Origin of the sequence: Escherichia sp. MOD1-EC5495, assembly GCF_002965965.1 — a bacterium.
GTDB lineage: Bacteria > Pseudomonadota > Gammaproteobacteria > Enterobacterales > Enterobacteriaceae > Escherichia > Escherichia ruysiae.
The window spans coordinates 115,169-139,349 of the sequence record NZ_PTRI01000012.1; the positions used below are offsets into that span (position 1 = coordinate 115,169).

Genomic DNA, 24,181 nt, shown 5'->3' on the forward strand with positions numbered 1-24,181 from the left:
TCAACCTCAAACGAACAGTCGCGATATCAAATAAAACAAGCAGCAATAGAGCGCGGTGTTGAACAACGCCGGATGCCAGACAAAGTCGTAGATACCTGTTGGCACAAGTACCCGGCGCACCAGCCAGAAAATCGCCAGTGATAAAAGCAATTCGAAAAATATCGGTGGGAAGGACAGCCCAAACACCACGATAACGGGAAACAGACTCATGTTGACCTTGGTTGTATAGAGAGAGCAGGCGTTATTATTTTCAGCATCTGTCGCCGCAGAGAAGGGCATGGAAAGCCGGGCGAGAGCAACATTGCTGTAGATTGATATTTAATATATTAGCGTAACTGTTATGCTGTTATCTATATTATGTGATCTAAATCACTTTTAAGTCAGAGTGAATAATGGAACGACTAAAACGCATGTCGGTGTTTGCCAAAGTAGTTGAATTTGGCTCTTTTACCGCCGCCGCCAGACAGCTACAGATGAGCGTTTCGTCCATCAGTCAGACGGTGTCAAAACTGGAAGATGAGTTGCAGGTAAAGCTGCTAAACCGCAGCACACGCAGCATTGGTCTGACCGAGGCCGGTAGAATTTACTACCAGGGCTGCCGTCGGATGCTCCATGAAGTGCAGGATGTCCACGAACAACTGTATGCCTTCAATAACACGCCCATCGGGACGCTGCGCATTGGCTGTTCTTCAACTATGGCACAAAATGTTCTCGCCGGGCTGACAGCAAAAATGCTGAAAGAGTACCCAGGCCTGAGCGTGAATCTGGTCACAGGTATACCTGCGCCCGACCTGATCGCTGATGGTCTGGATGTGGTGATCCGCGTCGGTGCTTTGCAGGATTCCAGCCTGTTTTCCCGCCGTCTGGGCGCGATGCCAATGGTGGTGTGCGCCGCTAAAAGCTATCTCACACAATACGGCATACCGGAAAAACCCGCCGATTTAAGTAGCCATTCATGGCTGGAATACAGCGTGCGCCCGGACAATGAATTTGAACTGATCGCCCCGGAAGGGATCTCGACACGGCTGATCCCTCAAGGGCGATTTGTCACAAATGATCCAATGACGCTGGTGCGCTGGCTGACGGCAGGCGCCGGCATCGCCTACGTGCCGCTGATGTGGGTGATCAACGAGATCAATCGCGGGGAACTGGAGATCTTGCTGCCGCGTTACCAGTCAGATCCACGCCCGGTTTATGCGTTGTATACCGAAAAAGATAAGCTGCCACTGAAGGTGCAGGTCGTGATCAACTCACTGACGGATTATTTTGTTGAGGTCGGTAAGCTATTTCAGGAGATGCACGGGCGCGGGAAAGAGAAGTAATTTATGTGCGTAAGTCGGTAAGCACCGCATCCGGCAACCAATGCCTGATGCGACGCTTACCGGCCTGGATAGATTACGCAGTACCGCCAACGGTCAGGTTATCGACTTTAAGCGTCGGCTGGCCCACGCCAACCGGCAAACTCTGCCCTTCTTTACCGCAGACACCCACGCCGTTATCCAGTTTCAGGTCGTTGCCCACCATCGAAATCTGCTGCATGGTTTCGATTCCGGAACCAATCAACGTTGCGCCTTTCACCGGCTTCGTTACTTTACCGTTTTCAATCAGATACGCTTCTGAGGTGGAGAAGACAAATTTACCGGAGGTGATATCCACCTGACCGCCACCGAAGTTCGGCGCATAGATGCCATACTCAACGGATTCAATAATTTCCTGCGGGGTCGATTTACCCGGCAGCATGTAGGTATTGGTCATACGCGGCATTGGCAGGTGAGCGTAGGATTCACGGCGACCATTGCCGGTCGGCTTCATGCCCATTAAGCGCGCGTTGAGTTTATCCTGCATGTAACCTTTCAGGATGCCGTTCTCAATCAGCACGTTGTACTGGCCTGGTGTACCTTCGTCATCAATCGCTACCGAACCACGACGATCGACCATCGTGCCGTCATCAACCACGGTACACAGTTCAGAAGCCACCAGCTCCCCGACCTGTCCACTAAAGACCGAAGTACCACGGCGGTTGAAGTCGCCTTCCAGGCCGTGACCGACCGCTTCATGCAACAGCACGCCAGGCCAGCCGGCGCCGAGAACCACCGGCATGGTGCCCGCAGGTGCGGCAACAGCAGAAAGATTGACCAGCGCCATACGCACGGCTTCTTTTGCCCATGCATCCGCACGAACTTCGCCGTCAAGATCGGCAAGGAAGAACTCATAACCAAAACGACCACCGCCGCCACTGGCGCCGCGTTCGCGTTTACCACCTTCTTCGACCAGAACGCTCACAGAAAGACGCACCAGAGGGCGCACATCTGCCGCCAGGGTGCCGTCAGTTGCCGCAACCAGAATTAATTCATAGACGCCACTGAGGCTGGCAGTCACTTCCTGTACGCGTTTGTCCGCTTTGCGAGCAACCTTATCGACACGACGCAGGATATCCAGCTTCTCTTCACGGCTCATGCTTTGCAGCGGGTCGACCGAGGTATACAGCGGGCTATGCTCTACCGCGCCCAGCGTCTGTACTTTGCCATCGCCGTTGTCACGCACAATGGTACGTGCCGCTTGCGCACTCTGTTCCAGCGCCAGCAGGCTGATTTGGTCAGCGTAAGCAAATCCGGTTTTTTCACCGCTGATTGCACGCACGCCAACGCCCTGATCGATGTTGTAAGAACCATCTTTAATAATGCGGTCTTCTAAAACCCAGGATTCGTGATAGCTCGACTGAAAATAGAGATCGCCATAATCAAGGCGACGTTCGGTCAGTTGACCGAGGATCGCGAACAAGTCCTGATGTTTCAGGCCGTTCGCCGCTAGCAATTGTTCACTTACCAGGTTCAGACTCATCGTTTTTGCTACTCGTTAGTTACTGCGGTAGAGGATTTTTTACGGCTGCCGGATGCGGCGTGAACGCCTTATCCGGCCTACGGTTATGTTCCGGCTCGTTGGCCGTATGGCAACGATTATCTTATGAGATTGGGGCAATTACGCGCCCTCGTCAAATCATTGCGCTTTTTCTTTACGCGGTTGGCGCAACACTTCGTTGATTTGCGGATCGTCCAGCGGACCCGAAATGTGATAGCGCAAAATGGAAACTTTGCTCCACAGCGGCCCCAGCACTTTACTGGCGGCAAACACTGCCGCGCCGACAATGGGGTTAACCGCAAAAGCTGCAGCCACGCCCACCGTCGCAGAAATCTCTGGTGCGACAACCGCTTCCATATTCAGATCGCGACGTACCAGATTTACCGACCCTTTCATGGCGATATCCGCTTCCAGGCCATCCACCAGCGTATCGTCAGTGTGCATAACGCCGTCTTTAATCCACGCGGTGCTGCGAATGGAGTCAAAATAGAACCCTTCGCCAAAGGTATCCCTGAAATCAAAACGCAGCTTACGCATCAGGGCATCAACGCTCAATAAGCGCAGCAATTGCCCGGCATGTCCGGTGCTAATTTCGGTAATTTCGCCTTTGCCCAGTTGAGTATGAATGATGCCATTCAATGTCGCTTCATCTGGCTGCCACGGTGCTTTACGCCAGTGTAAATCGTAATCCACATTAAATGACGACTGGCGTATTGGCGTCGTGACACCAAAAAATTCTGCGGCGGCATCAATTTTCTGTCCGCGCAGTTTTCCTTTCAGCGAGGTGCGTTCATTCCCCGGATTGTTAACCCATTCACCATCGGCAGTGAGTCGCGAGAAACCGGTATCAATCAGTCCATTGGTCAGCGTTAACGTATCGCCGGAAATGGTGATATCGCTGTCGATGCGACCGAATTTTTGCCCCCAGAACCAGCACTCTGCGCAACGTATTTGCGCGTCCGGCCAGCCACGGAAGCTGATGCGCTCCGTGGTCGGGAAAGGTGATGAACTCGTTGATTTACCACCGGTTTTCGCTACGCTCGGGTTGTAATAGAGATATTTAATATTCGCCAGCCACGGCGCGTTATTACGCATCGCCAGCGTAGCGTTGATTTCACGCCCTTGCGCCTCAACCTGCGTACCGTTTGCCATCGGCTGCGAGACGATGCTCAGGTTATTCCACTGCTGATTCCCCAATGACAACGCCGGTGTACGTAACGTAATGTGCTGAGGGAAACTCGCCGCGCTGCCAACTTTTTCCGTCGCGCCTTTCTGGAATAGCGCCAGCCACTCGGCGCCGTCCATTGGCGGCATATTTAACTCAACACCACTCTGTTCCGGTAACGGGGGAAGCGTTTTGCTGTCTGCCGCCCAGATAGCGCGCTCAAGCGTCAACTTTTGACCGAGCAACCAGCGGCTATTGAAATGGTTCTTCGTGCCAGCCTGCCCGGTTAATTCAAAGCTGTTGAGATTGCCATCAACCTTAATGTTAACCGGTAGCGGTTCGCCCGCAGGTTTGGCTAACGGTGAGGGTAAGTGACTACTCACATTCTTCAGTTCGCCGTTCAGCTCTACGTTATAGGTCGCGCCAGCATGATAAGGCAGCTCAATACCCACTTTTCCATCCCACGCCACGCTGCCGCTTAACGCTTCGTTCACCGCTTCAGGCAGAACGCCGGTTTTCGCCGGTTGCCAGTTGCCGTTGAGATTCACCGCAACCTGGTAGGCTTTCGCCCCTTCTTTGGTGGAAAAATCCACGTTCAGTGGCTGGTTAAACCAGCTTGCTGTCAGTGGTTCACTTTGCAGATCACCATTGATAAAGCTGAATTTTCCGCTCAAATTTTTCAGAGTGCTGTCGAGGGGTTTGATAAACAGACTGTTGTTGCGCAGCGTCACTTCACCTTTCGCTGTAACCAGTTCGCCGTTCAGCGGGATATCGAGATGTAAGCGAGCATTCACATCGCCGTCGAGCTGGAGTTCTTGCAGGGTCGCTCCCAGCGAGTCCTTCAGCGGCGTCTCATCAAAGTAAGGACCAACGGCTTTACCCGGACCTTTAATGTCAGCGTCAATCAGCAACTTTTCTTTCGAGTAGTCAGGGATCACCGCAGTGAGGTTACTGGCGCGCACACCGCCCAGATTAACACCATCGGTTTTCATCCATAAACCGTCGTTAATAAAGTCCAGTTCAATATCGAGATTAGTCAACGCTGGCCAATCTGGCTGGAAAGCAAACTTCGCGTTACGCAGCGGCACCAGCACTTCAAACTGACCTTCGTTGTGTTTGTAAGGGAAAAGATGTGGATTGCCGCCATAAACCAGGGTTGCGTTATCCGCTTCACCGCCCTGAATTGCGCCACTTAGATAATCGACTAACTCTTTCCCCATCAGGTTTTCCGGGAAATAGCGCCAGGCTTGTGAACCATCATCGGTACTAATGCCAGCCAGAATCCCCAGCCAGGGTTCATCGTTAGCAGGTTGCAGGTAACGAAAACCGCCGCGCGCATGGACGGCTTTAGCTTTGACGTCGATGTTACGACCATCCAGCTGGAAACCTTTGTCATTATTCAACCAGCTTATAGTTGCCTGACCGTCGGCAATTTCCAGCGGTGCGCGAAATACCGTTTCGTAAGGCATTTTCGCCTGCTTCATGGAAGCCGTCAGCAAACCATTTTCTACGCTACCGGAAAGCGTCCCGGAGAAGTGCTCCGCGCCTGGCAGTAATTTCCATTGCTTCCAGGCCAGATCGCTCCACGATGCCTGAAAGCGGGTCTTTTCGGCTGCCTGGAGCGGGATATCCAGCGCCAGCGTGTTGATCTTGCCGCTCGGCTGCGTGGAGCGCCAGATGTCACCCAGGGCAGGTGAAAGTTTCGCGGCCAGTGGGCGTATGCCTTCCAGCCCCGCCAGCTCCAGATTGCTGGCGCGAATCCGTAGTTCGTCACTGCGTTTATTGTTTTTGCCGCCAACGTCCTGTTCCGGTATCCAGGCCAGCGTCAAAGCTCCACTCGGCCAGGGTTTGCCGTCCATGGTGATCCGCGTATCAGGAATGGAAAACTGCCAGCCCGAATGTTCGCGCGTTATGTGCGCGGTCAGATTATCCACCGACAGCGAATGCGTTTTTTTCTCGCCCAGCCAGCTTGCACCGCCCTGTTTCAGCCAGACATCGCCGCCGATCACATCGCCTTTGTCGATCGTCATCCAGCCTTCAAGGGAGAACTGTGCCGTTTCCAGCGCAATATTGTCCTGCATCCATTTACCGAGCCACGGCTTCAGGTCAATGTCATTAGCCTGGAGCCAGACGCGACCATTGCTTAACAGTCCCTCGTCATCACGCAGATCCATGCGCACCTGCATCACGCCGTGTTGTCCGGTCAGACTGGAGAGACTTACCTGACCTTCCGCGCGGTGTCTACGTGGATCGTTAAGCCAGGTGAGTTGCGGGATCGCCAGTTCAGCGCGCTGACCGGATGGTGTCAGGAAGCTGATTTCGCTATCGCGGAGATCGAAGTGATCGAACTGACGAAGAAACAGATCGCTGATGTGGCTGGCTTCCAGGCTATCATTACTACCACCACTGGTGATGGGAGTATTGGTGCGAAAGCGCAGTTGCCAGAAAGTGAGGTCGCGAAACTGCCAGCGCATATGCAGCAGGCTCTGCCAGACATCCAGCGCCAGGGTGACGCGTTTAACCGAAAACTCACCGCCATCTTTCAACTCAGCGCGGATGTCGTGTGCTTCAAGTGTTGGGCCAAAATTTTGCCAACTGGCGGAGAGCTGACTGGCTGCCACCGGCATACCCGTCGCGGATTCAATTTTGTTAAGGATTTCCGGGCGCCAGGCGTCGAGGTGCGGTAAAGCAATACGCAGGCCGCTGACCAGCAGCGCAGCGATCACAACGAGCGCGGCTCCAGTAAGCAGTAAAATCCCCGGCAATCGCCTCACCCGTCACTCCTTGTCTGCTAAAAATGTGACTCAAAAACCCTTTGCCGGATGGCGGCCCAGCATCTGTTTACATCATTACGACGTCAAACTGCTCCTGGTTGTAGAGCGGTTCGATTTGTACTTTAACCTGCTTGCCTACAAAAATTTCCACTTCCGCCAGCGAGTGAGATTCTTCGCCTTTCAAGGCTTCCGCTACTGCCGGAGAAGCATAGACCAGGAAACGGTCAGAGTCGTAAGCATGGTGCACGCGAACGATCTCGCGCATGATTTCATAGCATACCGTTTCCACGGTTTTTACCGTTCCGCGACCGTGGCAGGTAGGGCATTCATTACACAGTACGTGCTCAATGCTTTCGCGGGTGCGTTTACGCGTCATTTCCACCAGCCCCAGAGCAGAAAAACCGTTAACGCTGGTTTTCACCCGGTCTTTACTCAACGCCTGTTCCAGCGAATGCAATACGCGGCGACGGTGATCTTCATTATTCATGTCGATGAAATCAATAATGATAATCCCGCCCAGGTTACGCAACCGTAACTGGCGAGCGATAGCCTGCGTCGCTTCAATATTGGTATTGAAGATGGTGTCGTCCAGATTGCGATGACCGACAAACGCCCCGGTATTGATGTCCACAGTGGTCATCGCTTCGGTCTGGTCGATAATCAGATAGCCGCCGGATTTCAGTTCTACTTTGCGTTCCAGCGCCCGCTGGATTTCGTTTTCGACATCAAAGAGATCGAAAATTGGCTGGCGTCCGGTGTAATGCTCCAGCTTGCTGGTCATCTCAGGAATATATTCCGAGGTGAACTCAAGCAATGCTTCGTAAGTCAGGCGCGAGTCAACGCGAATACGATCCAGCTCAGCGTCGGCGAAATCACGCAGAACACGCTGCGCCAGCGCCAGTTCGCCGTACAGTTGATAACGGGTCTGTGGACGCTTTTTACGCTCCATCACTTTGGTCCAGACACGTTTCAGGTAGGCTGCATCGGAGGCCAGCTCCGCTTCGCCAACCCCTTCCGCCGCAGTACGGATGATAAATCCGCCCTGCTCGTCGCAATACTCTGCGACCACTTTTTTCAGGCGTTCACGTTCAGATTCACTTTCAATGCGTTGGGAAACCCCAACGTGAGATGCGCCCGGCATAAACACCAGATAGCGAGATGGCAGCGTGATATCTGTGGTCAGGCGCGCACCTTTAGTGCCAAGCGGATCTTTCACCACCTGCACCATCAGATCTTGTCCCTGACGCACCAGCTCTGAAATATCGCGCACCGTGAACTGCTTTTGTTCTTCACCCGCCACACATTCGGTGTGCGGCATGATGTCGGATGCATGAAGAAACGCGGCTTTATCCAGCCCAATATCTACAAAAGCCGCCTGCATACCCGGAAGTACACGACTTACACGACCCTTGTAGATATTGCCTACTATTCCGCGTCGCGCCTCACGTTCAATATGAATTTCCTGCAGAATACCGCCATCAATATACGCCACTCGTGTTTCCGAAGGCGTTACGTTTACCAACAATTCAGCCGTCATGTTTATCCCTTTTGCCACGCAGTGCGTTAAAATTACTTAATAATTCATACGTTTCAACCAGCGGTAAGCCGACTACGGCGTGATAGCTGCCATTTATCTTCCTGACAAAACAACCACCCAGCCCCTGAATACCGTATGCACCTGCTTTATCTAACGGTTCACCGCTGGCAACATAGCCCGCGATGTCTTCGTCTGTTAACGTTCTGAACGTCACATCGGTGACCACCAGACAATCGAGAATGTACTGGCTGTCTGCCAGCGCCACCGCCGTCATTACCTGATGAGTCTGTCCCGATAATTTGCGCAACATCTGCGCCGCATGTTCTGCATCGCGCGGTTTCTCTAACACTTCCCCATTCAGGACAACAATGGTATCCGCTCCCAGTACCGGGAGATCCTGCGCAGTATGAGCAACACCTGCTTGCGCTTTCTCACGCGCCAGACGCATAACATACTGCTGCGCGCTCTCCTGCGGATGGCGCTGTTCCTCAATGCCCGTAACAATACGTTCAAAGGTCACGCCAAGTTGCGCAAGTAACTCCTGACGACGCGGAGAACCGGAAGCTAAATACAGAGAAGTCATAGAAACCTTTATTGCACTGCAAACTGCTGACGGATTTTGCGCATCAGCAAGAAAATCCACGGCCAGAGCACACCATTGACTACACTACTCCAGAACACTTCGGGTCTGAAAGAGACGTTGATCACTAAAAACTCTGCCCAGAAAACAATAATATCCACTACCAGCGAAAGCAACATGACGACCAGTGCCTGCTGCCATAATGCCAGGTTGCGGAAAAGCTGGAATTTCAGTGCTACCAGATAAGCAATGATACTCATCGACAACGCCCGGACACCGAGCGTAGAGCCACTGATCAGATCCAGTATGGCACCCATCACAAAACCTGTGCCCACATTTACGCGATGAGGCAAGGCCAGGATCCAATACAATAAGATGAGCAATACCCAGTTTGGCCGGAAAACGATGAGATTATCCGGCCAGGGCATAATTTGTAGTAACAAGGCGATGAGGAAAGAGAGCCAGATAACCCAGCGCCCCTGGCTACGATATCTCGCCACTATTGCCCTCCCGGCGCACGTGCAGGCGGTTGAGCACCACTTTGCGGCGGCGTAGCCCTTTGTGGAGAGCGGTTAGTGGCAGTACCTGTTGCAGGTTGCTGTGGGTCTGGCTGGGTAATTCCCGTTGCCGGTTCCGGAAGTTTTGGTCCCATTGCGTCTGGCGAAGGCAATACCTGCGGCATCATCTGCATCAAACGTTCATTAGCGACGCGATGCACCTCTTCCGGCGTCATGGGATTAGCACCGTTACGATCTGCGCCCCACAGCAGCAGCAGATAACGCAAACGTTGCAGCCCCGCAGTCGGACGCGCCTGGATCACGGTATAAGCGCGCTGGGTATCGAGTTTCACAGAAGAGACGACCGCCACCGGATAACCTTCCGGGAAGCGTCCACCAAGACCAGATGTCACCAATACATCACCAACACGAATATCAGTATTCGCTGGCAGGTGCTCAAGTTGTAAATCATCAGTACAACCGTTACCCGCAGCAATTACGCGGATATCATTACGGAGTACCTGAATTGGCAGTGCATGTGTCGCGTCGCAAATCAGCAGCACGCGGCTGGTCAGTTTGGCGACCGCCACCACCTGGCCAACAACACCTTTGTCGCTGATGACCGGCTGGCCTTCATAAACTCCATTAACGCTGCCTTTGTCGATAACGACTTGATCGCTATACGGATCGTTAACCGTAGAGATAACCTGGGTCACCATCTTCTGCTCATCCTGGCGCAACGGAGAACCCAGCAGCTCGCGCAGGCGCGCGTTCTCCTGTTTGTATTGTCCAAGCATCAGCAGTTCGCTGTTTTTCAACAGCAATTCCTGACGTAACGCCCGGTTTTCAAGTTCTAGCTGATCACGCGAGGCCAGCGTCTGCGATACGCCATCCAGCAATTCTCGAGGAGCATTGGAAACAAAGTAGAAAGGACTGACGGCGGTATCCATATAGGTACGGATTTGACTAAACATCCCCAGGCGACTGTCGGCAATAATAACGCCGAGCGCCACCAGCACCGCCAGAATAAGGCGAATCTGTAGCGACGGGCCACGGCTAAAAATTGGCTTCATAAGTTATGCGTATTCTCGTATCAGACCAGGCAGGGCAAACAGATGCTTCCCCTGCCTGCATCCGATTACTCTTCGCTGAACAGGTCGCCGCCGTGCATGTCGATCATTTCCAGTGCTTTGCCGCCACCGCGCGCCACACAGGTCAGCGGGTCTTCAGCAACAACAACAGGAATGCCGGTTTCTTCCATTAACAAACGGTCAAGGTTACGCAGCAGCGCACCACCGCCAGTGAGCACCATTCCGCGCTCGGAAATGTCGGAAGCGAGTTCCGGCGGGCACTGCTCCAGCGCAACCATCACCGCGCTAACGATGCCGGTCAGCGGCTCTTGCAGCGCTTCGAGGATTTCGTTGGAATTCAATGTAAAGCCGCGTGGCACGCCTTCTGCCAGGTTACGGCCACGAACTTCAATTTCACGGACTTCATCGCCCGGATAAGCAGAACCGATTTCGTGTTTGATACGTTCTGCAGTCGCTTCACCGATCAGAGAACCGTAGTTACGACGAACGTAGTTGATGATCGCTTCGTCGAAGCGGTCACCGCCGATACGTACAGAAGAGGAGTAAACCACACCGTTCAGAGAGATAACGGCAACTTCAGTAGTACCACCACCGATATCAACCACCATGGAACCGGTTGCTTCAGATACCGGCAAGCCGGCACCGATTGCTGCGGCCATCGGCTCTTCAATCAGGAATACTTCGCGGGCGCCTGCGCCCTGCGCGGATTCACGAATAGCACGGCGCTCAACCTGGGTAGCGCCAACCGGCACACAAACCAGAACTCGCGGGCTTGGACGCATAAAGCTGTTGCTGTGCACTTGTTTGATAAAGTGCTGGAGCATCTTTTCAGTCACGAAGAAATCAGCGATAACGCCATCTTTCATTGGGCGAATGGCAGCAATATTGCCCGGCGTACGGCCCAGCATCTGCTTCGCGTCATGACCTACTGCAGCTACGCTTTTCGGTGAACCGGCACGATCCTGACGAATAGCCACCACAGAAGGCTCATTCAATACGATGCCTTGTCCTTTTACATAAATGAGGGTATTCGCAGTACCCAGGTCAATGGACAAGTCATTGGAAAACATGCCACGAAATTTTTTCAACATACTAAGGGATAATCCTGAAAGCTGGGGCGGAAAAGAAAATCCGCTTACTTTACCAACCACACGCAGCAGCGACAAGGCGCAAAAATCATCTGCTACGGTGAAAATTAGTGCAGTTTGTTTCCTTTGTTACAAATCTCTACCTGAGTCCAGAGAGGCTAAATGCATCAGCATGCATTCCTCGCCTGTTTGCAACTGCGTAAGGTCATTAATCTGCATATGTGCTGCAACAATCTGGCGAACAGACAAGCACGCTCCCGTGAAACGCAGCGCGCGTTATTCTACGTGAAAACGGATCAAACGGCAGGTTAAACCGAGTATCTTTGTGAATATTTTTTCACGTTAGTATCAAGTGGCTGTGAGGACGCAAAAAAATCCCCCTGCCCACCCAAAACCCCACGCTGAATCAGGGTCTGCCACTCGCTTCGCGAACGTACGCCAGTAGCGTAAACCTGGGTGTTGGTCCCGGAACACGCTTCTACCATGCTCTGCACCAACAATTGATTCTCTGTTCGCTTCTCAATGTTTCTTACCAGCCCCGGATGGAGCTTGAGTAATTCGACATTAAGTTCTTTGATCCAACGGGTACTTACCAGCGTCAAACCAGCCTGGTTGACGGCGACCCGAACTCCTAAAGCATTCACCAAACGAATGACAGGTTGCAAGCGACCGATATGTTGACCAACATCAGCCTCTGCAAGTTCAATAATTATGCGTTTTCGCTGTGATTTTTCACACTGCATCAGTGTATCGCGTAGCCAACGCTGGAAACGCGGGCGAATCAACGACTCAACGGTGACCTGAATCGCCAGATTTTCTTGCGGCCAATAGCGTAACAGCGGGATGAGGCGACTGACTTGCAGACGGTCATACTCTTCCGATAAGCCAAACTGCAACACCATCGGCATATATTCCGCCGAACTGACCTCTTCGTTACCATCAAAGATACGACACATCAGTTCGCGGTGATGAACCTGCCCTTCACGGGTAACCGCCGGTTTCTGATAAAGACGCGGGCCGCCGCGACTCAGCATTTGCTCGATGAGCGTACGCCAACGAACGTTACCGCGCCCTTTTTCAGGTAACGAGTCATCGTAAATAGCCCAGCTATTGCCGCCCTGTAATCCTGCATTGCGCGTGGCGGATTCCGCATGTTCCATCACCTGTTCGGTATCCTGCCCGCTACGCCAGGCACAGATGCCGATGTGAATCATATCATCACGATCCAGCATTTTATTCGTCGGTAAGGTATCGACCGCCTTGATCAATTGCCCGGCAATACTCTCCGCCTCTTTTAATGTCCGGTGTGGCAACAGCACGGCGAAATCGCTACGGTGATAACGCGCCAATAGCGCCCCGGGATAACGCATCATAAATGTCGATAACAGATTTGTCAGGGTGAAGAGTTGTTCTTCAACCAGGCTGTGTCCCCAGGTATCGCTCAACATATTGAAATCCGGCAGGCGGATCATCATCACGATCCCGTGAGTCCCCACTTTCTCCTGATCTTCCAGTAACGTTGCTAACTGATTATCGAAAAAGAGTCGGTTATTAAGGCCGGTTTTGATGTCCTGAGCAGCATAGGAGCGAATCAGTGTATCAAGACGACTGTGCTGTTCGCGTGCGTTCTGAATTTCACAAAGCAGCGTATCCAGCGCACTGCTGGTTCTGGGCGGCCATTCATAGATGGTTCCCAACACATTCGAGCCTCGCTCGCCATTTAAAATACGTGTGGCGCGGGTTTCCAGCAGTTCTTGCCCGGCAAGTTGCCGCTGTAACCAGCGTACTGCCAGGAAGAGCATAATAATGATAAATCCAATCGCACCGGTGAGCGGTGCGGTGGTCATCAACGAGTGGAAATAGTTGCCCATCGGATCCTGATAAACCAAACGCAGCGACATCCCCGGATGTTTAATCAACGGTACAGTCAGTTCGCGAAACAGATCGCTGGTTCCCACCGGACGGTAACTACCATTGCGGGACTGGGTATAAACCTGTTTTTTATCGTGCAAAAGATCCACGCGAACGATATCTGCAGACATCATCAGTTCGCTGATTTGTGGCCTCAATGTGCTGAAGTCATTCGACACAAGGTGGGTATCGATCGCCGTCGCCACTGCCTGAACACGATGACTAAACTTATACTGAATGGCGTTGTAGAAACTAAGCGAGCAGCCCAGCAGAGTCACAAAAATTGTTAACCCGGTGAGCAGCGTGACAAAGGCCGAAAATTTCGTCGTTAATCTCATCCTTGTGTTAACTCCGATAGTGAGGACGCGGGCATACTAGCAAATCAGATTTATCTCGCAATTTATTGCGCTTCATCGGCTTTGCTTTTCCATTAGCGAGTATAGTCTTCAGAAATTATTTTCCAATCCATCATGCACATGAGGATCTCTTATGCAGGCGTTACTTTTAGAACAGCAGGACGGTAAAACCCTCGCATCTGTACAGACTCTGGACGCAAGTCGCCTGCCGGAAGGCGATGTGACGGTCGATGTCCAGTGGTCGAGTCTGAATTATAAAGATGCACTGGCGATTACTGGTAAAGGAAAAATCATCCGTAATTTTCCGATGATTCCTGGCATTGACTTCGCCGGAACGGTACGCGCCAGTGAAGATCCTCGTTTTCATGCCGGTCAGGAAGTGTTACTGACGGGTTGGGGCGTCGGTGAAAACCACTGGGGCGGGCTGGCACAACAGGCGCGCGTAAAAGGTGACTGGCTTGTTGCGATGCCGCAAGGTCTGGACGCGCGTAAAGCGATGATTATCGGTACTGCCGGGTTTACCGCCATGCTGTGCGTAATGGCACTGGAAGATGCCGGTATTCGTCCGCAGGATGGCGAGATTGTGGTGACGGGTGCCAGCGGCGGCGTCGGCAGTACAGCCGTGGCGCTGTTGCATAAGTTAGGTTATCAGGTCGTTGCTGTATCTGGTCGCGAAAGTACCCATGAGTATCTGAAAAGTTTAGGCGCCAGCCGTATTCTGCCGCGCGATGAGTTTGCTGAATCCCGTCCCCTGGAAAAACAACTCTGGGCAGGCGCAATTGACACCGTTGGTGACAAAGTACTGGCGAAAGTACTGGCACAAATGAACTACGGCGGTTGCGTGGCGGCTTGTGGTCTGGCGGGTGGCTTTGCTCTGCCAACCACGGTAATGCCGTTTATTCTGCGCAACGTCCGTCTGCAAGGAGTGGATTCAGTCATGACGCCACCAGCTCGTCGGGCGCAGGCCTGGCAGCGTCTGGTCGCTGATCTACCGGAATCATTCTATTCACAGGCAGCAAAAGAAATCTCACTGACAGAGGCACCGAAGTTTGCCGAAGCCATTATTAATAACCAAGTGCAGGGGCGCACACTGGTAAAAATAAGTTAAGATTTCGTACAAAATAATTTACATATAACTAACGAATTTTAGCAGCACTTTGACATTCTCCCTGCCATAGTAATCAGGAGCATACCGGGAGTCTGTTATGAAAAAAATTCGTCAATTTACAGAAGCCGATGTCACTGCCGAATCGGCTTTTTTTATGCAACGCCGGCAGATTCTGAAAACATTAGGCATCAGCGCAGCTGCACTTTCTCTGCCAACCACTACACATGCCGACCTGCTTAACTGGTTTAAGGGCAACGATCGCCCGCCCGCACCTGCCGGGAAGCCGCTGGAGTTTAGTAAACCTGCCGCCTGGCAAAATAATCTGCCGCTCACGCCGGAAGATAAAGTTTCCGGCTATAACAACTACTATGAGTTCGGGCTGGATAAAGCGGACCCAGCGGCAAATGCCGGCAGCCTGAAAACCGATCCGTGGACGTTGAAAATCAGTGGTGAAGTCGCCAAACCGTTAACGCTCGACCACGAAGCCTTAACCCGTCGTTTCCCGCTGGAAGAGCGGATTTACCGTATGCGCTGCGTGGAAGCATGGTCGATGGTCGTACCGTGGATTGGTTTCCCGCTGCACAAATTACTGGCACTGGCGGAACCAACCAGTAACGCAAAATACGTCGCCTTCGAAACCATTTATGCGCCGGAACAGATGCCAGGCCAGCAGGACCGGTTTATTGGCGGCGGCCTGAAATATCCTTATATAGAAGGATTACGTCTCGACGAAGCGATGCATCCACTCACGCTGATGACCGTCGGTGTCTATGGCAAGGCGCTACCACCACAAAATGGCGCACCGGTGCGGCTGATTGTGCCGTGGAAATATGGCTTTAAAGGGATTAAATCGATTGTCAGCATTAAGCTGACCCGCGAACGTCCGCCAACCACCTGGAATCTGGCTGCGCCCAATGAATATGGCTTTTACGCCAACGTCAATCCGCATGTTGATCATCCCCGTTGGTCGCAGGCCACCGAACGTTTTATTGGTTCAGGCGGCATTCTGGATGTACAACGCCAGCCTACGTTGCTGTTTAACGGATATGCCGATCAAGTAGCGTCGCTTTATCGTGGCCTGGATTTACGGGAGAATTTTTAAGTGCGACTGACAGCAAAACAAGTGACATGGCTGAAAGTTTGCCTGCATCTTGCCGGATTTTTACCGTTTGTCTGGCTGGTATGGGCAATCAATCATGGCGGATTAAGCGCCGATCCGGTGAAAGATATTCAGCATTTTACTGGTCGGACTGCGCTGAAATTCTTGCTGGCGACCTTATTAATTACGCCACTAGCGCGCTATGCTAAACAGCCCTTATTGATACGCACCCGCCGCCTGCTAGGTTTATGGTGTTTCGCCTGGGCAACGCTGCACTTAACCAGTTATGCCTTACTGGAACTGGGCGTGAATAACCTGACGTTATTCGGTCAGGAATTAATCACCAGACCTTATTTAACGCTCGGCATTGTCAGTTGGCTGATTTTACTGGCTTTAGCATTCACTTCCACGCAGGCGATGCAGCGAAACTTAGGTAAACGCTGGCAACAGTTGCATAACTTCGTCTATCTGGTCGCGATCCTGGCTCCCATACATTATCTGTGGTCAGTGAAGATTATCTCACCACAGCCGGTTATCTACGCCGGGCTGGCTTTACTGCTTTTAGCCTTACGTTTTAAGAAGTTCCGTCAATGGTGGCGCTAATTTCATGAACTGTGCGGCTTGTTGCAAAATGCACGGCGTTGAAAGTTATTTACATGTTAGCTGTTGATTATCTTCCCTGATAAGACCAGTATTTAGCTGCCAATTGCTACGAAATCGTTATAATGTGCGACTTCGTTCTCCCTAACGCGGTTTTTAAGCTGCGGAAAAGGTGACAATGGCGCAACGAAGGTATATTTTGTTTTTTGCCGGAGGATAGCAGCAGATCGCTACACAATGTCCGTCAAGTCTCACATTGACGCTCTGGGGCAAAATAGACCGGCGTCCCGGTCAGCTGGAATTTATCGCTATGCATACAGCTGTCGGGGCATACGCTTTACAGACGGCGGTGAAACGCCTGTCACAATCACACTAAACAAAGAGTACGGAACCCACTCATGGATATTCGTAAGATTAAAAAACTGATCGAGCTGGTTGAAGAATCAGGCATCTCTGAACTGGAAATTTCTGAAGGCGAAGAGTCAGTACGCATCAGCCGTGCAGCACCTGCCGCTAGTTTCCCGATGATGCAACAAGCTTACGCTGCACCGATGATGCAGCAGCCAGCTCAATCTAACGCAGCCGCTCCGGCGACCGTTCCTTCCATGGAAGCGCCAGCAGCAGCGGAAATCAGTGGTCACATCGTACGTTCCCCAATGGTTGGTACTTTCTATCGCACCCCAAGCCCGGACGCGAAAGCGTTCATCGAAGTGGGTCAGAAAGTGAACGTGGGCGATACCCTGTGCATCGTTGAAGCCATGAAAATGATGAACCAGATCGAAGCAGACAAATCCGGTACTGTGAAAGCAATTCTGGTCGAAAGTGGACAACCGGTAGAATTTGACGAGCCGCTGGTCGTCATCGAGTAACGAGGCGAACATGCTGGATAAAATTGTTATTGCCAACCGTGGCGAGATTGCATTGCGTATTCTTCGTGCCTGTAAAGAACTGGGCATTAAGACTGTCGCTGTGCACTCCAGCGCGGATCGCGATTTAAAACACGTATTACTGGCAGATGAAACGGTCTGTATTGGCCCGGCTCCGTCAGTAAAAAGTTATCTGAACATCCCGGCTATCATCAGCGCCGCTGAAATCACCGGCGCAGTAGCAATCCATCCGGGTTACGGCTTCCTTTCCGAAAACGCTAATTTTGCCGAGCAGGTTGAACGCTCTGGCTTTATCTTCATCGGCCCGAAAGCAGACACTATTCGCCTGATGGGCGACAAAGTGTCTGCAATTGCAGCGATGAAAAAAGCTGGCGTTCCTTGCGTTCCGGGTTCTGACGGCCCGCTGGGCGACGATATGGATAAAAACCGCGCCATTGCAAAACGCATTGGTTATCCGGTGATTATCAAAGCCTCCGGCGGCGGCGGCGGTCGCGGTATGCGCGTTGTGCGCAGCGACGCTGAACTGGCGCAGTCTATCTCCATGACCCGTGCGGAAGCGAAAGCTGCTTTTAGCAATGATATGGTTTATATGGAGAAGTACCTGGAAAATCCTCGCCACGTCGAGATCCAGGTACTGGCGGACGGTCAGGGCAACGCAATCTATCTGGCAGAACGTGACTGCTCCATGCAGCGTCGTCACCAGAAAGTGGTCGAAGAAGCACCAGCACCGGGCATTACCCCGGAACTGCGTCGTTACATCGGCGAACGTTGCGCTAAAGCGTGTGTTGATATCGGCTATCGCGGTGCAGGTACTTTCGAGTTCCTGTTCGAAAACGGCGAGTTCTATTTCATCGAAATGAACACCCGTATTCAGGTAGAACACCCGGTTACTGAAATGATCACCGGCGTTGACCTGATCAAAGAACAGCTGCGTATCGCGGCAGGTCAACCGCTGTCGATCAAGCAAGAAGAAGTTCACGTTCGCGGCCATGCGGTGGAATGCCGTATCAACGCCGAAGATCCGAACACCTTCCTGCCAAGCCCGGGCAAAATCACCCGTTTCCACGCACCTGGCGGTTTTGGCGTGCGTTGGGAGTCTCATATCTACGCTGGCTACACCGTGCCGCCGTACTATGACTCAATGATCGGCAAACTGATTTGCTACGGTGAAAACCGTGACGTGGCAATTGCACGCATGAAGAATGCGCTGCAGGAGCTGATCATCGACGGCATCAAAACCAACGTTGATCTGCAGATCCGCATCATGAACGACGAGAACTTCCAGCATGGTGGCACTAACATCCACTATCTGGAGAAAAAACTCGGTCTTCAGGAAAAATAAAACTGCAAAAACGTCAAAAGGCCGGATTTTCCGGCCTTTTTTATTTCTGGGGATCGACAAGCCCCATAAGGTACAATCCCCGCTTTCTTCACCCATCAGGGACAAAAAATGGACACTCGTTTTGTTCAGGCCCATAAAGAGGCGCGCTGGGCGCTGGGGCTGACCCTTTTGTATCTGGCGGTATGGTTAGTAGCCGCTTACTTACCTGGCGTTGCCCCCGGTTTTACCGGCTTTCCACGCTGGTTTGAGATGGCCTGCATCCTGACGCCGCTGCTGTTTATTGGACTGTGCTGGGCGATGGTGAAATTTATCTATCGCGATATCCCGCTGGAGGATGACGATGCAGCTTGAAGTAATTCTACCGCTGGTCGCCTATCTGGTGGTGGTGTTCGGGATCTCTGTCTACGCGATGCGTAAACGGAGCGCGGGCACGTTCCTTAATGAGTATTTCCTCGGCAGCCGTTCTATGGGCGGTATTGTGCTGGCGATGACGCTCACCGCAACCTATATCAGTGCCAGTTCGTTTATCGGCGGGCCTGGTGCTGCTTATAAATACGGGCTGGGCTGGGTATTACTGGCGATGATCCAGCTACCGGCAGTCTGGCTTTCGCTCGGTATTCTCGGCAAAAAGTTCGCGATTCTCGCGCGCCGTTACAATGCAGTAACGCTGAACGATATGCTGTTTGCCCGTTACCAGAGCCGTCTTCTGGTGTGGCTGGCAAGTTTGAGTTTGCTGGTTGCGTTCGTTGGTGCGATGACCGTGCAGTTTATCGGCGGTGCGCGCCTGCTGGAAACCGCTGCGGGTATTCCTTATGAAACCGGCCTGCTGATTTTCGGTATCAGCATTGCGTTGTATACCGCCTTTGGCGGCTTCCGCGCCAGCGTGCTGAACGACACTATGCAAGGGCTGGTGATGCTGATTGGCACCATTGTGCTGCTGGTCGGCGTGGTCCATGCTGCTGGCGGCTTAAGCAACGCAGTAGAGACGCTGCAAACCATCGATCCGCAGCTGGTTACGCCGCAAGGTGCTGACGATATTTTGTCGCCAGCCTTTATGACGTCGTTCTGGGTGCTGGTATGTTTTGGCGTGATTGGTCTGCCGCATACCGCTGTGCGCTGCATCTCTTATAAAGACAGTAAAGCAGTACATCGTGGGATCATCATTGGTACGGTTGTGGTGGCGATCCTGATGTTTGGTATGCACCTTGCCGGAGCGTTAGGTCGGGCAGTGATCCCCGATCTCACCGTACCGGATCTGGTGATCCCAACGTTGATGGTAAAAGTGCTGCCACCGTTTGCTGCCGGGATCTTCCTTGCTGCACCAATGGCTGCGATCATGTCGACAATCAACGCCCAATTGCTGCAAAGTTCCGCTACGATCATTAAAGATCTCTATCTGAATATCCGTCCGGATCAAATGCAAAATGAGACGCGTCTGAAGCGGATGTCGGCTGTAATTACGTTAGTTCTCGGCGCGTTGCTGCTGCTTGCCGCCTGGAAGCCGCCAGAAATGATCATCTGGCTGAATTTGCTGGCCTTTGGTGGGCTGGAAGCCGTTTTCCTGTGGCCGCTGGTGCTGGGTCTTTACTGGGAACGCGCCAACGCCAAAGGCGCGCTAAGTGCCATGATCGTCGGCGGCGTGCTGTATGCCGTACTTGCGACGCTGAATATTCAGTACCTGGGCTTCCATCCTATCGTGCCCTCGTTACTGCTAAGTTTGCTGGCTTTCCTGGTCGGAAACCGTTTCGGTACATCCGTCCCGCAAGCTACCGTTTTGACTACTGATAAATAAAGAGTTTTGCCATGCCTTGGATCCAACTGAAACTGAACACCACCGGCGCGAACGCAGAAGATCTTAGCGATGCGCTGATGGAAGCGGGTGCCGTTTCTATCACTTTTCAGGACACCCACGATACACCGGTGTTTGAGCCGCTGCCTGGCGAAACTCGCCTGTGGGGCGATACCGATGTGATAGGTCTGTTCGACGCTGAAACTGACATGAATGAAGTTGTGGCGATTCTGGAAAACCATCCGCTGCTCGGCGCGGGCTTCGCGCATAAAATCGAACAACTGGAAGATAAAGACTGGGAGCGCGAATGGATGGATAATTTCCACCCAATGCGCTTTGGTGAACGTCTGTGGATCTGCCCAAGCTGGCGTGATGTGCCGGACGAAAACGCTGTCAACGTAATGTTAGACCCAGGCCTGGCGTTTGGTACAGGGACTCATCCAACCACCTCTCTGTGCCTGCAATGGCTCGACAGCCTCGATTTAACCGGTAAAACGGTCATCGACTTTGGTTGTGGCTCCGGCATTCTGGCTATCGCGGCGCTGAAACTTGGTGCAGCAAAAGCTATTGGTATTGATATCGACCCGCAGGCTATTCAGGCAAGCCGTGACAACGCTGAACGCAATGGCGTTTCCGAGCGTCTGGAACTCTATCTCCCGAAAGATCAGCCAGAAGAAATGAAAGCCGACGTGGTGGTCGCTAATATCCTCGCAGGCCCATTACGTGAACTGGCACCGTTAATCAGCGTCCTGCCGGTTTCAGGCGGTTTGCTGGGCCTTTCCGGTATTCTGGCAAGCCAGGCGGAGAGCGTTTGCGAAGCTTATGTCGACAGCTTCGCTCTGGACCCGGTTGTGGAAAAAGAAGAGTGGTGTCGCATTACTGGTCGTAAGAATTAACCTTCGCATCACCACATGGTGATGCAGGGCGAAGTGCGAGCAAGGTCACAAAAGGCACGTAAATTTGCTGATTATTTACGCAATTTTGCGTGCCAAAATTTTCATTCATAAAGAAAAATTGAGAACTTACTCAAATTTCTTTGAGTGTAAATTTTAGTCACTATTTTCTAATATGATGATTTTTATGATTAATTATCGCGCTACGCTCATTTTAAATGCAATTCTTTGATCCATCTCAGAGGATTGGTCAAAGTTTGGCCTTTCATCTCGTGCAAAAAATGCGTAATATACGCCGCCTTGCAGTCACAGTATGGTCATTTCTTAACTCATGCGCATCGGACAATATCAGCTCAGAAATCGCCTGATCGCAGCGCCCATGGCTGGCATTACAGACAGACCTTTTCGGACGTTGTGCTACGAGATGGGAGCCGGATTGACAGTATCCGAGATGATGTCTTCTAACCCTCAGGTTTGGGAAAGCGACAAATCTCGTTTACGGATGGTGCACATTGATGAACCCGGTATTCGCACCGTGCAAATTGCTGGTAGCGATCCGAAAGAAATGGCAGATGCAGCACGTATTAACGTGGAAAGCGGTGCCCAGATTATTGATATCAATATGGGTTGCCCGGCTAAAAAAGTGAATCGCAAGCTCGCAGGTTCAGCCCTCTTGCAGTACCCGGATGTCGTTAAATCGATCCTTACCGAGGTCGTCAATGCAGTGGACGTTCCTGTTACCCTGAAGATTCGCACCGGCTGGGCGCCAGAACACCGTAACTGTGAAGAGATTGCCCAACTGGCTGAAGACTGTGGCATTCAGGCTCTGACCATTCATGGCCGTACACGCGCCTGTTTGTTCAATGGAGAAGCTGAGTACGACAGTATTCGGGCAGTTAAGCAGAAAGTTTCCATTCCGGTTATCGCGAATGGCGACATTACTGACCCGCTTAAAGCCAGAGCTGTGCTCGACTATACAGGGGCGGATGCTCTGATGATAGGCCGTGCAGCTCAGGGAAGACCCTGGATCTTTCGGGAAATCCAGCATTATCTGGACACTGGGGAGTTGCTGCCCCCGCTGCCTTTGGCAGAGGTTAAGCGCTTGCTTTGCGCGCACGTTCGGGAACTGCATGACTTTTATGGTCCGGCAAAAGGATACCGAATTGCACGTAAACACGTTTCCTGGTATCTCCAGGAACACGCTCCAAATGACCAGTTTCGGCGCACATTCAACGCCATTGAGGATGCCAGCGAACAGCTGGAGGCGTTGGAGGCATACTTCGAAAATTTTGCGTAAACAGAAATAAAGAGCTGACAGAACTATGTTCGAACAACGCGTAAATTCTGACGTACTGACCGTTTCTACCGTTAACTCTCAGGATCAGGTAACCCAAAAACCCCTGCGTGACTCGGTTAAACAGGCACTGAAGAACTATTTTGCTCAACTGAATGGTCAGGATGTGAATGACCTCTATGAGCTGGTACTGGCTGAAGTAGAACAGCCCCTGTTGGACATGGTGATGCAATACACCCGTGGTAACCAGACCCGTGCTGCGCTGATGATGGGCATCAACCGTGGTACGCTGCGTAAAAAATTGAAAAAGTACGGCATGAACTAATTCAGGTTAGCTAAATGCTTGATTAAAAAGGCGCTACTCGGCATGGGGAAGCGCCTTTTTTATAGGTGTCACAAAGGGAGTGACCATGAGAACAGGATGTGAACCGACCCGGTTTGGTAATGAAGCTAAGACTATTATTCACGGTGATGCACTTGCCGAGCTTAAAAAACTACCCACCGAAAGCGTCGATCTGATCTTTGCCGACCCACCCTATAACATCGGTAAAAATTTTGATGGTCTGATCGAAGCCTGGAAAGAAGAACTGTTTATCGACTGGCTGTTTGAAGTGATTGCAGAGTGCCACCGCGTTCTGAAAAAGCAGGGCAGTATGTACATCATGAACAGCACGGAAAACATGCCCTTTATCGATCTCCAGTGCCGCAAGATCTTTACCATCAAAAGTCGCATCGTCTGGTCATATGACAGTTCTGGGGTGCAGGCGAAGAAACACTATGGCTCCATGTACGAACCCATCCTGATGATGGTGAAAGATGCAAAAAACTACACGTTCAACGGTGATGCTATTCTGGTAGAAGCTAAAACCGGATCGCAGCGCGCGTTGATCGATTACCGTAAAAATCCTCCACAGCCTTACAATCATCAAAAAGTACCGGGTAATGTCTGGGATTTTCCGCGCGTGCGTTATTTGATGGATGAATATGAAAACCATCCGACGCAAAAACCGGAAGCATTACTGAAGCGCATTATTCTCGCCTCTTCCAACCCTGGCGATGTCGTTCTCGACCCGTTTGCCGGTAGCTTTACTACCGGTGCCGTAGCCGTCGCCAGCGGGCGAAAATTCATTGGTATTGAGATTAACAGCGAGTACATCAAGATGGGACTTCGACGGCTGGATGTCGTGTCACATTACTCTGTGGAAGATTTGGCGAAAGTGAAAAAAAGAAAAACCAGCAACCTCTCAAAACGAAGTCGGTTAAGCGAAGTTGACCCCGATCTCATTGCAAAGTAAAGGAAGTGTAAGCCTG

General features: G+C 51.9%; 22 protein-coding genes. 13 read left to right on the forward strand and 9 right to left on the reverse strand.

Going from position 1 to position 24,181, the window contains the following annotated elements; all coding sequences use genetic code 11:
• Positions 1–6: 6 nt before the first annotated feature.
• A complete protein-coding gene (aaeX, locus tag BEG40_RS11830) occupies positions 7–210 on the reverse strand; it encodes a p-hydroxybenzoic acid efflux pump operon protein AaeX (RefSeq protein WP_000051841.1) in 204 nt (67 codons plus the stop codon).
• A 182-nt stretch (positions 211–392) separates the two neighbouring features.
• On the opposite strand from aaeX, the gene aaeR reads away from it, so the two are divergent.
• Complete coding sequence (aaeR, locus tag BEG40_RS11835; protein WP_000440317.1) at positions 393–1,322, forward strand: HTH-type transcriptional activator AaeR; 930 nt, start codon at positions 393–395, stop codon at positions 1,320–1,322.
• Positions 1,323–1,395: 73 nt separating this feature from the next.
• Here aaeR and tldD read toward each other — a convergent pair whose 3' ends face one another.
• The 7 genes from tldD to mreB all read right to left on the reverse strand — a co-directional run bounded on the left by tldD (position 1,396) and on the right by mreB (position 11,594).
• The gene (tldD, locus tag BEG40_RS11840; protein ID WP_105285453.1) at positions 1,396–2,841 is read right to left on the reverse strand and encodes a metalloprotease TldD; all 1,446 of its coding nucleotides are present in this window, start codon (positions 2,839–2,841) and stop codon (positions 1,396–1,398) included.
• Positions 2,842–2,997: 156 nt separating this feature from the next.
• Complete coding sequence (yhdP, locus tag BEG40_RS11845) at positions 2,998–6,798, reverse strand: AsmA2 domain-containing protein YhdP (protein WP_105285454.1); 3,801 nt, start codon at positions 6,796–6,798, stop codon at positions 2,998–3,000.
• A 67-nt stretch (positions 6,799–6,865) separates the two neighbouring features.
• Complete coding sequence (rng, locus tag BEG40_RS11850; protein ID WP_000123197.1) at positions 6,866–8,335, reverse strand: ribonuclease G; 1,470 nt, start codon at positions 8,333–8,335, stop codon at positions 6,866–6,868.
• Complete coding sequence (gene yhdE, locus BEG40_RS11855; protein ID WP_105285455.1) at positions 8,325–8,918, reverse strand: nucleoside triphosphate pyrophosphatase YhdE; 594 nt, start codon at positions 8,916–8,918, stop codon at positions 8,325–8,327. The genes rng and yhdE overlap by 11 nt, the downstream gene beginning before the upstream one ends.
• 8 nt (positions 8,919–8,926) lie before the next feature.
• Complete coding sequence (mreD, locus tag BEG40_RS11860; protein ID WP_000135265.1) at positions 8,927–9,415, reverse strand: rod shape-determining protein MreD; 489 nt, start codon at positions 9,413–9,415, stop codon at positions 8,927–8,929.
• Positions 9,415–10,485, reverse strand: a complete 1,071-nt coding sequence (gene mreC / locus BEG40_RS11865) for a rod shape-determining protein MreC (RefSeq protein WP_000802527.1) — start codon at positions 10,483–10,485, stop codon at positions 9,415–9,417. The genes mreD and mreC overlap by 1 nt, the downstream gene beginning before the upstream one ends.
• Positions 10,486–10,550: 65 nt before the next feature.
• Positions 10,551–11,594, reverse strand: coding sequence for a rod shape-determining protein MreB (mreB, locus tag BEG40_RS11870; protein WP_000913396.1), 1,044 nt, complete (start codon positions 11,592–11,594; stop codon positions 10,551–10,553).
• Positions 11,595–11,753: 159 nt separating this feature from the next.
• Here mreB and BEG40_RS11880 point away from each other — a divergent pair, with 159 nt between their 5' ends.
• On the forward strand, positions 11,754–11,903 hold the full coding sequence (locus BEG40_RS11880; protein WP_016159494.1) for a hypothetical protein: 150 nt from the start codon (positions 11,754–11,756) through the stop codon (positions 11,901–11,903).
• On the opposite strand, the gene csrD is transcribed toward BEG40_RS11880, so the two are convergent.
• Entirely contained in the window at positions 11,900–13,840 is a 1,941-nt protein-coding gene (gene csrD, locus BEG40_RS11885) for an RNase E specificity factor CsrD (RefSeq protein WP_105285456.1), read from the reverse strand. The two genes, BEG40_RS11880 and csrD, sit on opposite strands and share 4 nt — an antisense overlap.
• Positions 13,841–13,991: 151 nt before the next feature.
• On the opposite strand from csrD, the gene acuI reads away from it, so the two are divergent.
• The 11 genes from acuI to yhdJ all read left to right on the forward strand — a co-directional run bounded on the left by acuI (position 13,992) and on the right by yhdJ (position 24,165).
• Positions 13,992–14,966, forward strand: coding sequence for an acrylyl-CoA reductase (NADPH) (gene acuI / locus BEG40_RS11890; RefSeq protein WP_016159496.1), 975 nt, complete (start codon positions 13,992–13,994; stop codon positions 14,964–14,966).
• A 97-nt stretch (positions 14,967–15,063) separates the two neighbouring features.
• Entirely contained in the window at positions 15,064–16,068 is a 1,005-nt protein-coding gene (msrP, locus tag BEG40_RS11895) for a protein-methionine-sulfoxide reductase catalytic subunit MsrP (protein WP_000723881.1), read from the forward strand.
• Complete coding sequence (msrQ, locus tag BEG40_RS11900; RefSeq protein WP_001240071.1) at positions 16,069–16,668, forward strand: protein-methionine-sulfoxide reductase heme-binding subunit MsrQ; 600 nt, start codon at positions 16,069–16,071, stop codon at positions 16,666–16,668.
• 395 nt (positions 16,669–17,063) lie between these two features.
• Positions 17,064–17,534 carry an acetyl-CoA carboxylase biotin carboxyl carrier protein gene (gene accB / locus BEG40_RS11905; protein WP_000354618.1) on the forward strand — a complete coding sequence of 157 codons (471 nt, stop codon included), beginning with the start codon at positions 17,064–17,066 and terminating at the stop codon, positions 17,532–17,534.
• A 10-nt stretch (positions 17,535–17,544) separates the two neighbouring features.
• Positions 17,545–18,894, forward strand: a complete 1,350-nt coding sequence (gene accC, locus BEG40_RS11910) for an acetyl-CoA carboxylase biotin carboxylase subunit (RefSeq protein ID WP_000884623.1) — start codon at positions 17,545–17,547, stop codon at positions 18,892–18,894.
• A 108-nt stretch (positions 18,895–19,002) separates the two neighbouring features.
• A complete protein-coding gene (locus BEG40_RS11915) occupies positions 19,003–19,245 on the forward strand; it encodes a YhdT family protein (protein ID WP_000381170.1) in 243 nt (80 codons plus the stop codon).
• Positions 19,235–20,686, forward strand: coding sequence for a sodium/pantothenate symporter (panF, locus tag BEG40_RS11920; RefSeq protein ID WP_001175701.1), 1,452 nt, complete (start codon positions 19,235–19,237; stop codon positions 20,684–20,686). The genes BEG40_RS11915 and panF overlap by 11 nt, the downstream gene beginning before the upstream one ends.
• An 11-nt stretch (positions 20,687–20,697) precedes the next feature.
• Entirely contained in the window at positions 20,698–21,579 is an 882-nt protein-coding gene (prmA, locus tag BEG40_RS11925) for a 50S ribosomal protein L11 methyltransferase (protein ID WP_105285457.1), read from the forward strand.
• A 328-nt stretch (positions 21,580–21,907) separates the two neighbouring features.
• Entirely contained in the window at positions 21,908–22,873 is a 966-nt protein-coding gene (dusB, locus tag BEG40_RS11930; protein WP_001219652.1) for a tRNA dihydrouridine synthase DusB, read from the forward strand.
• A 25-nt stretch (positions 22,874–22,898) separates the two neighbouring features.
• Positions 22,899–23,195 carry a DNA-binding transcriptional regulator Fis gene (gene fis, locus BEG40_RS11935; protein ID WP_000462905.1) on the forward strand — a complete coding sequence of 99 codons (297 nt, stop codon included), beginning with the start codon at positions 22,899–22,901 and terminating at the stop codon, positions 23,193–23,195.
• Between the two features lie 85 nt (positions 23,196–23,280).
• The gene (gene yhdJ, locus BEG40_RS11940; RefSeq protein ID WP_105285458.1) at positions 23,281–24,165 is read left to right on the forward strand and encodes an adenine-specific DNA-methyltransferase; all 885 of its coding nucleotides are present in this window, start codon (positions 23,281–23,283) and stop codon (positions 24,163–24,165) included.
• Positions 24,166–24,181: the final 16 nt, after the last annotated feature.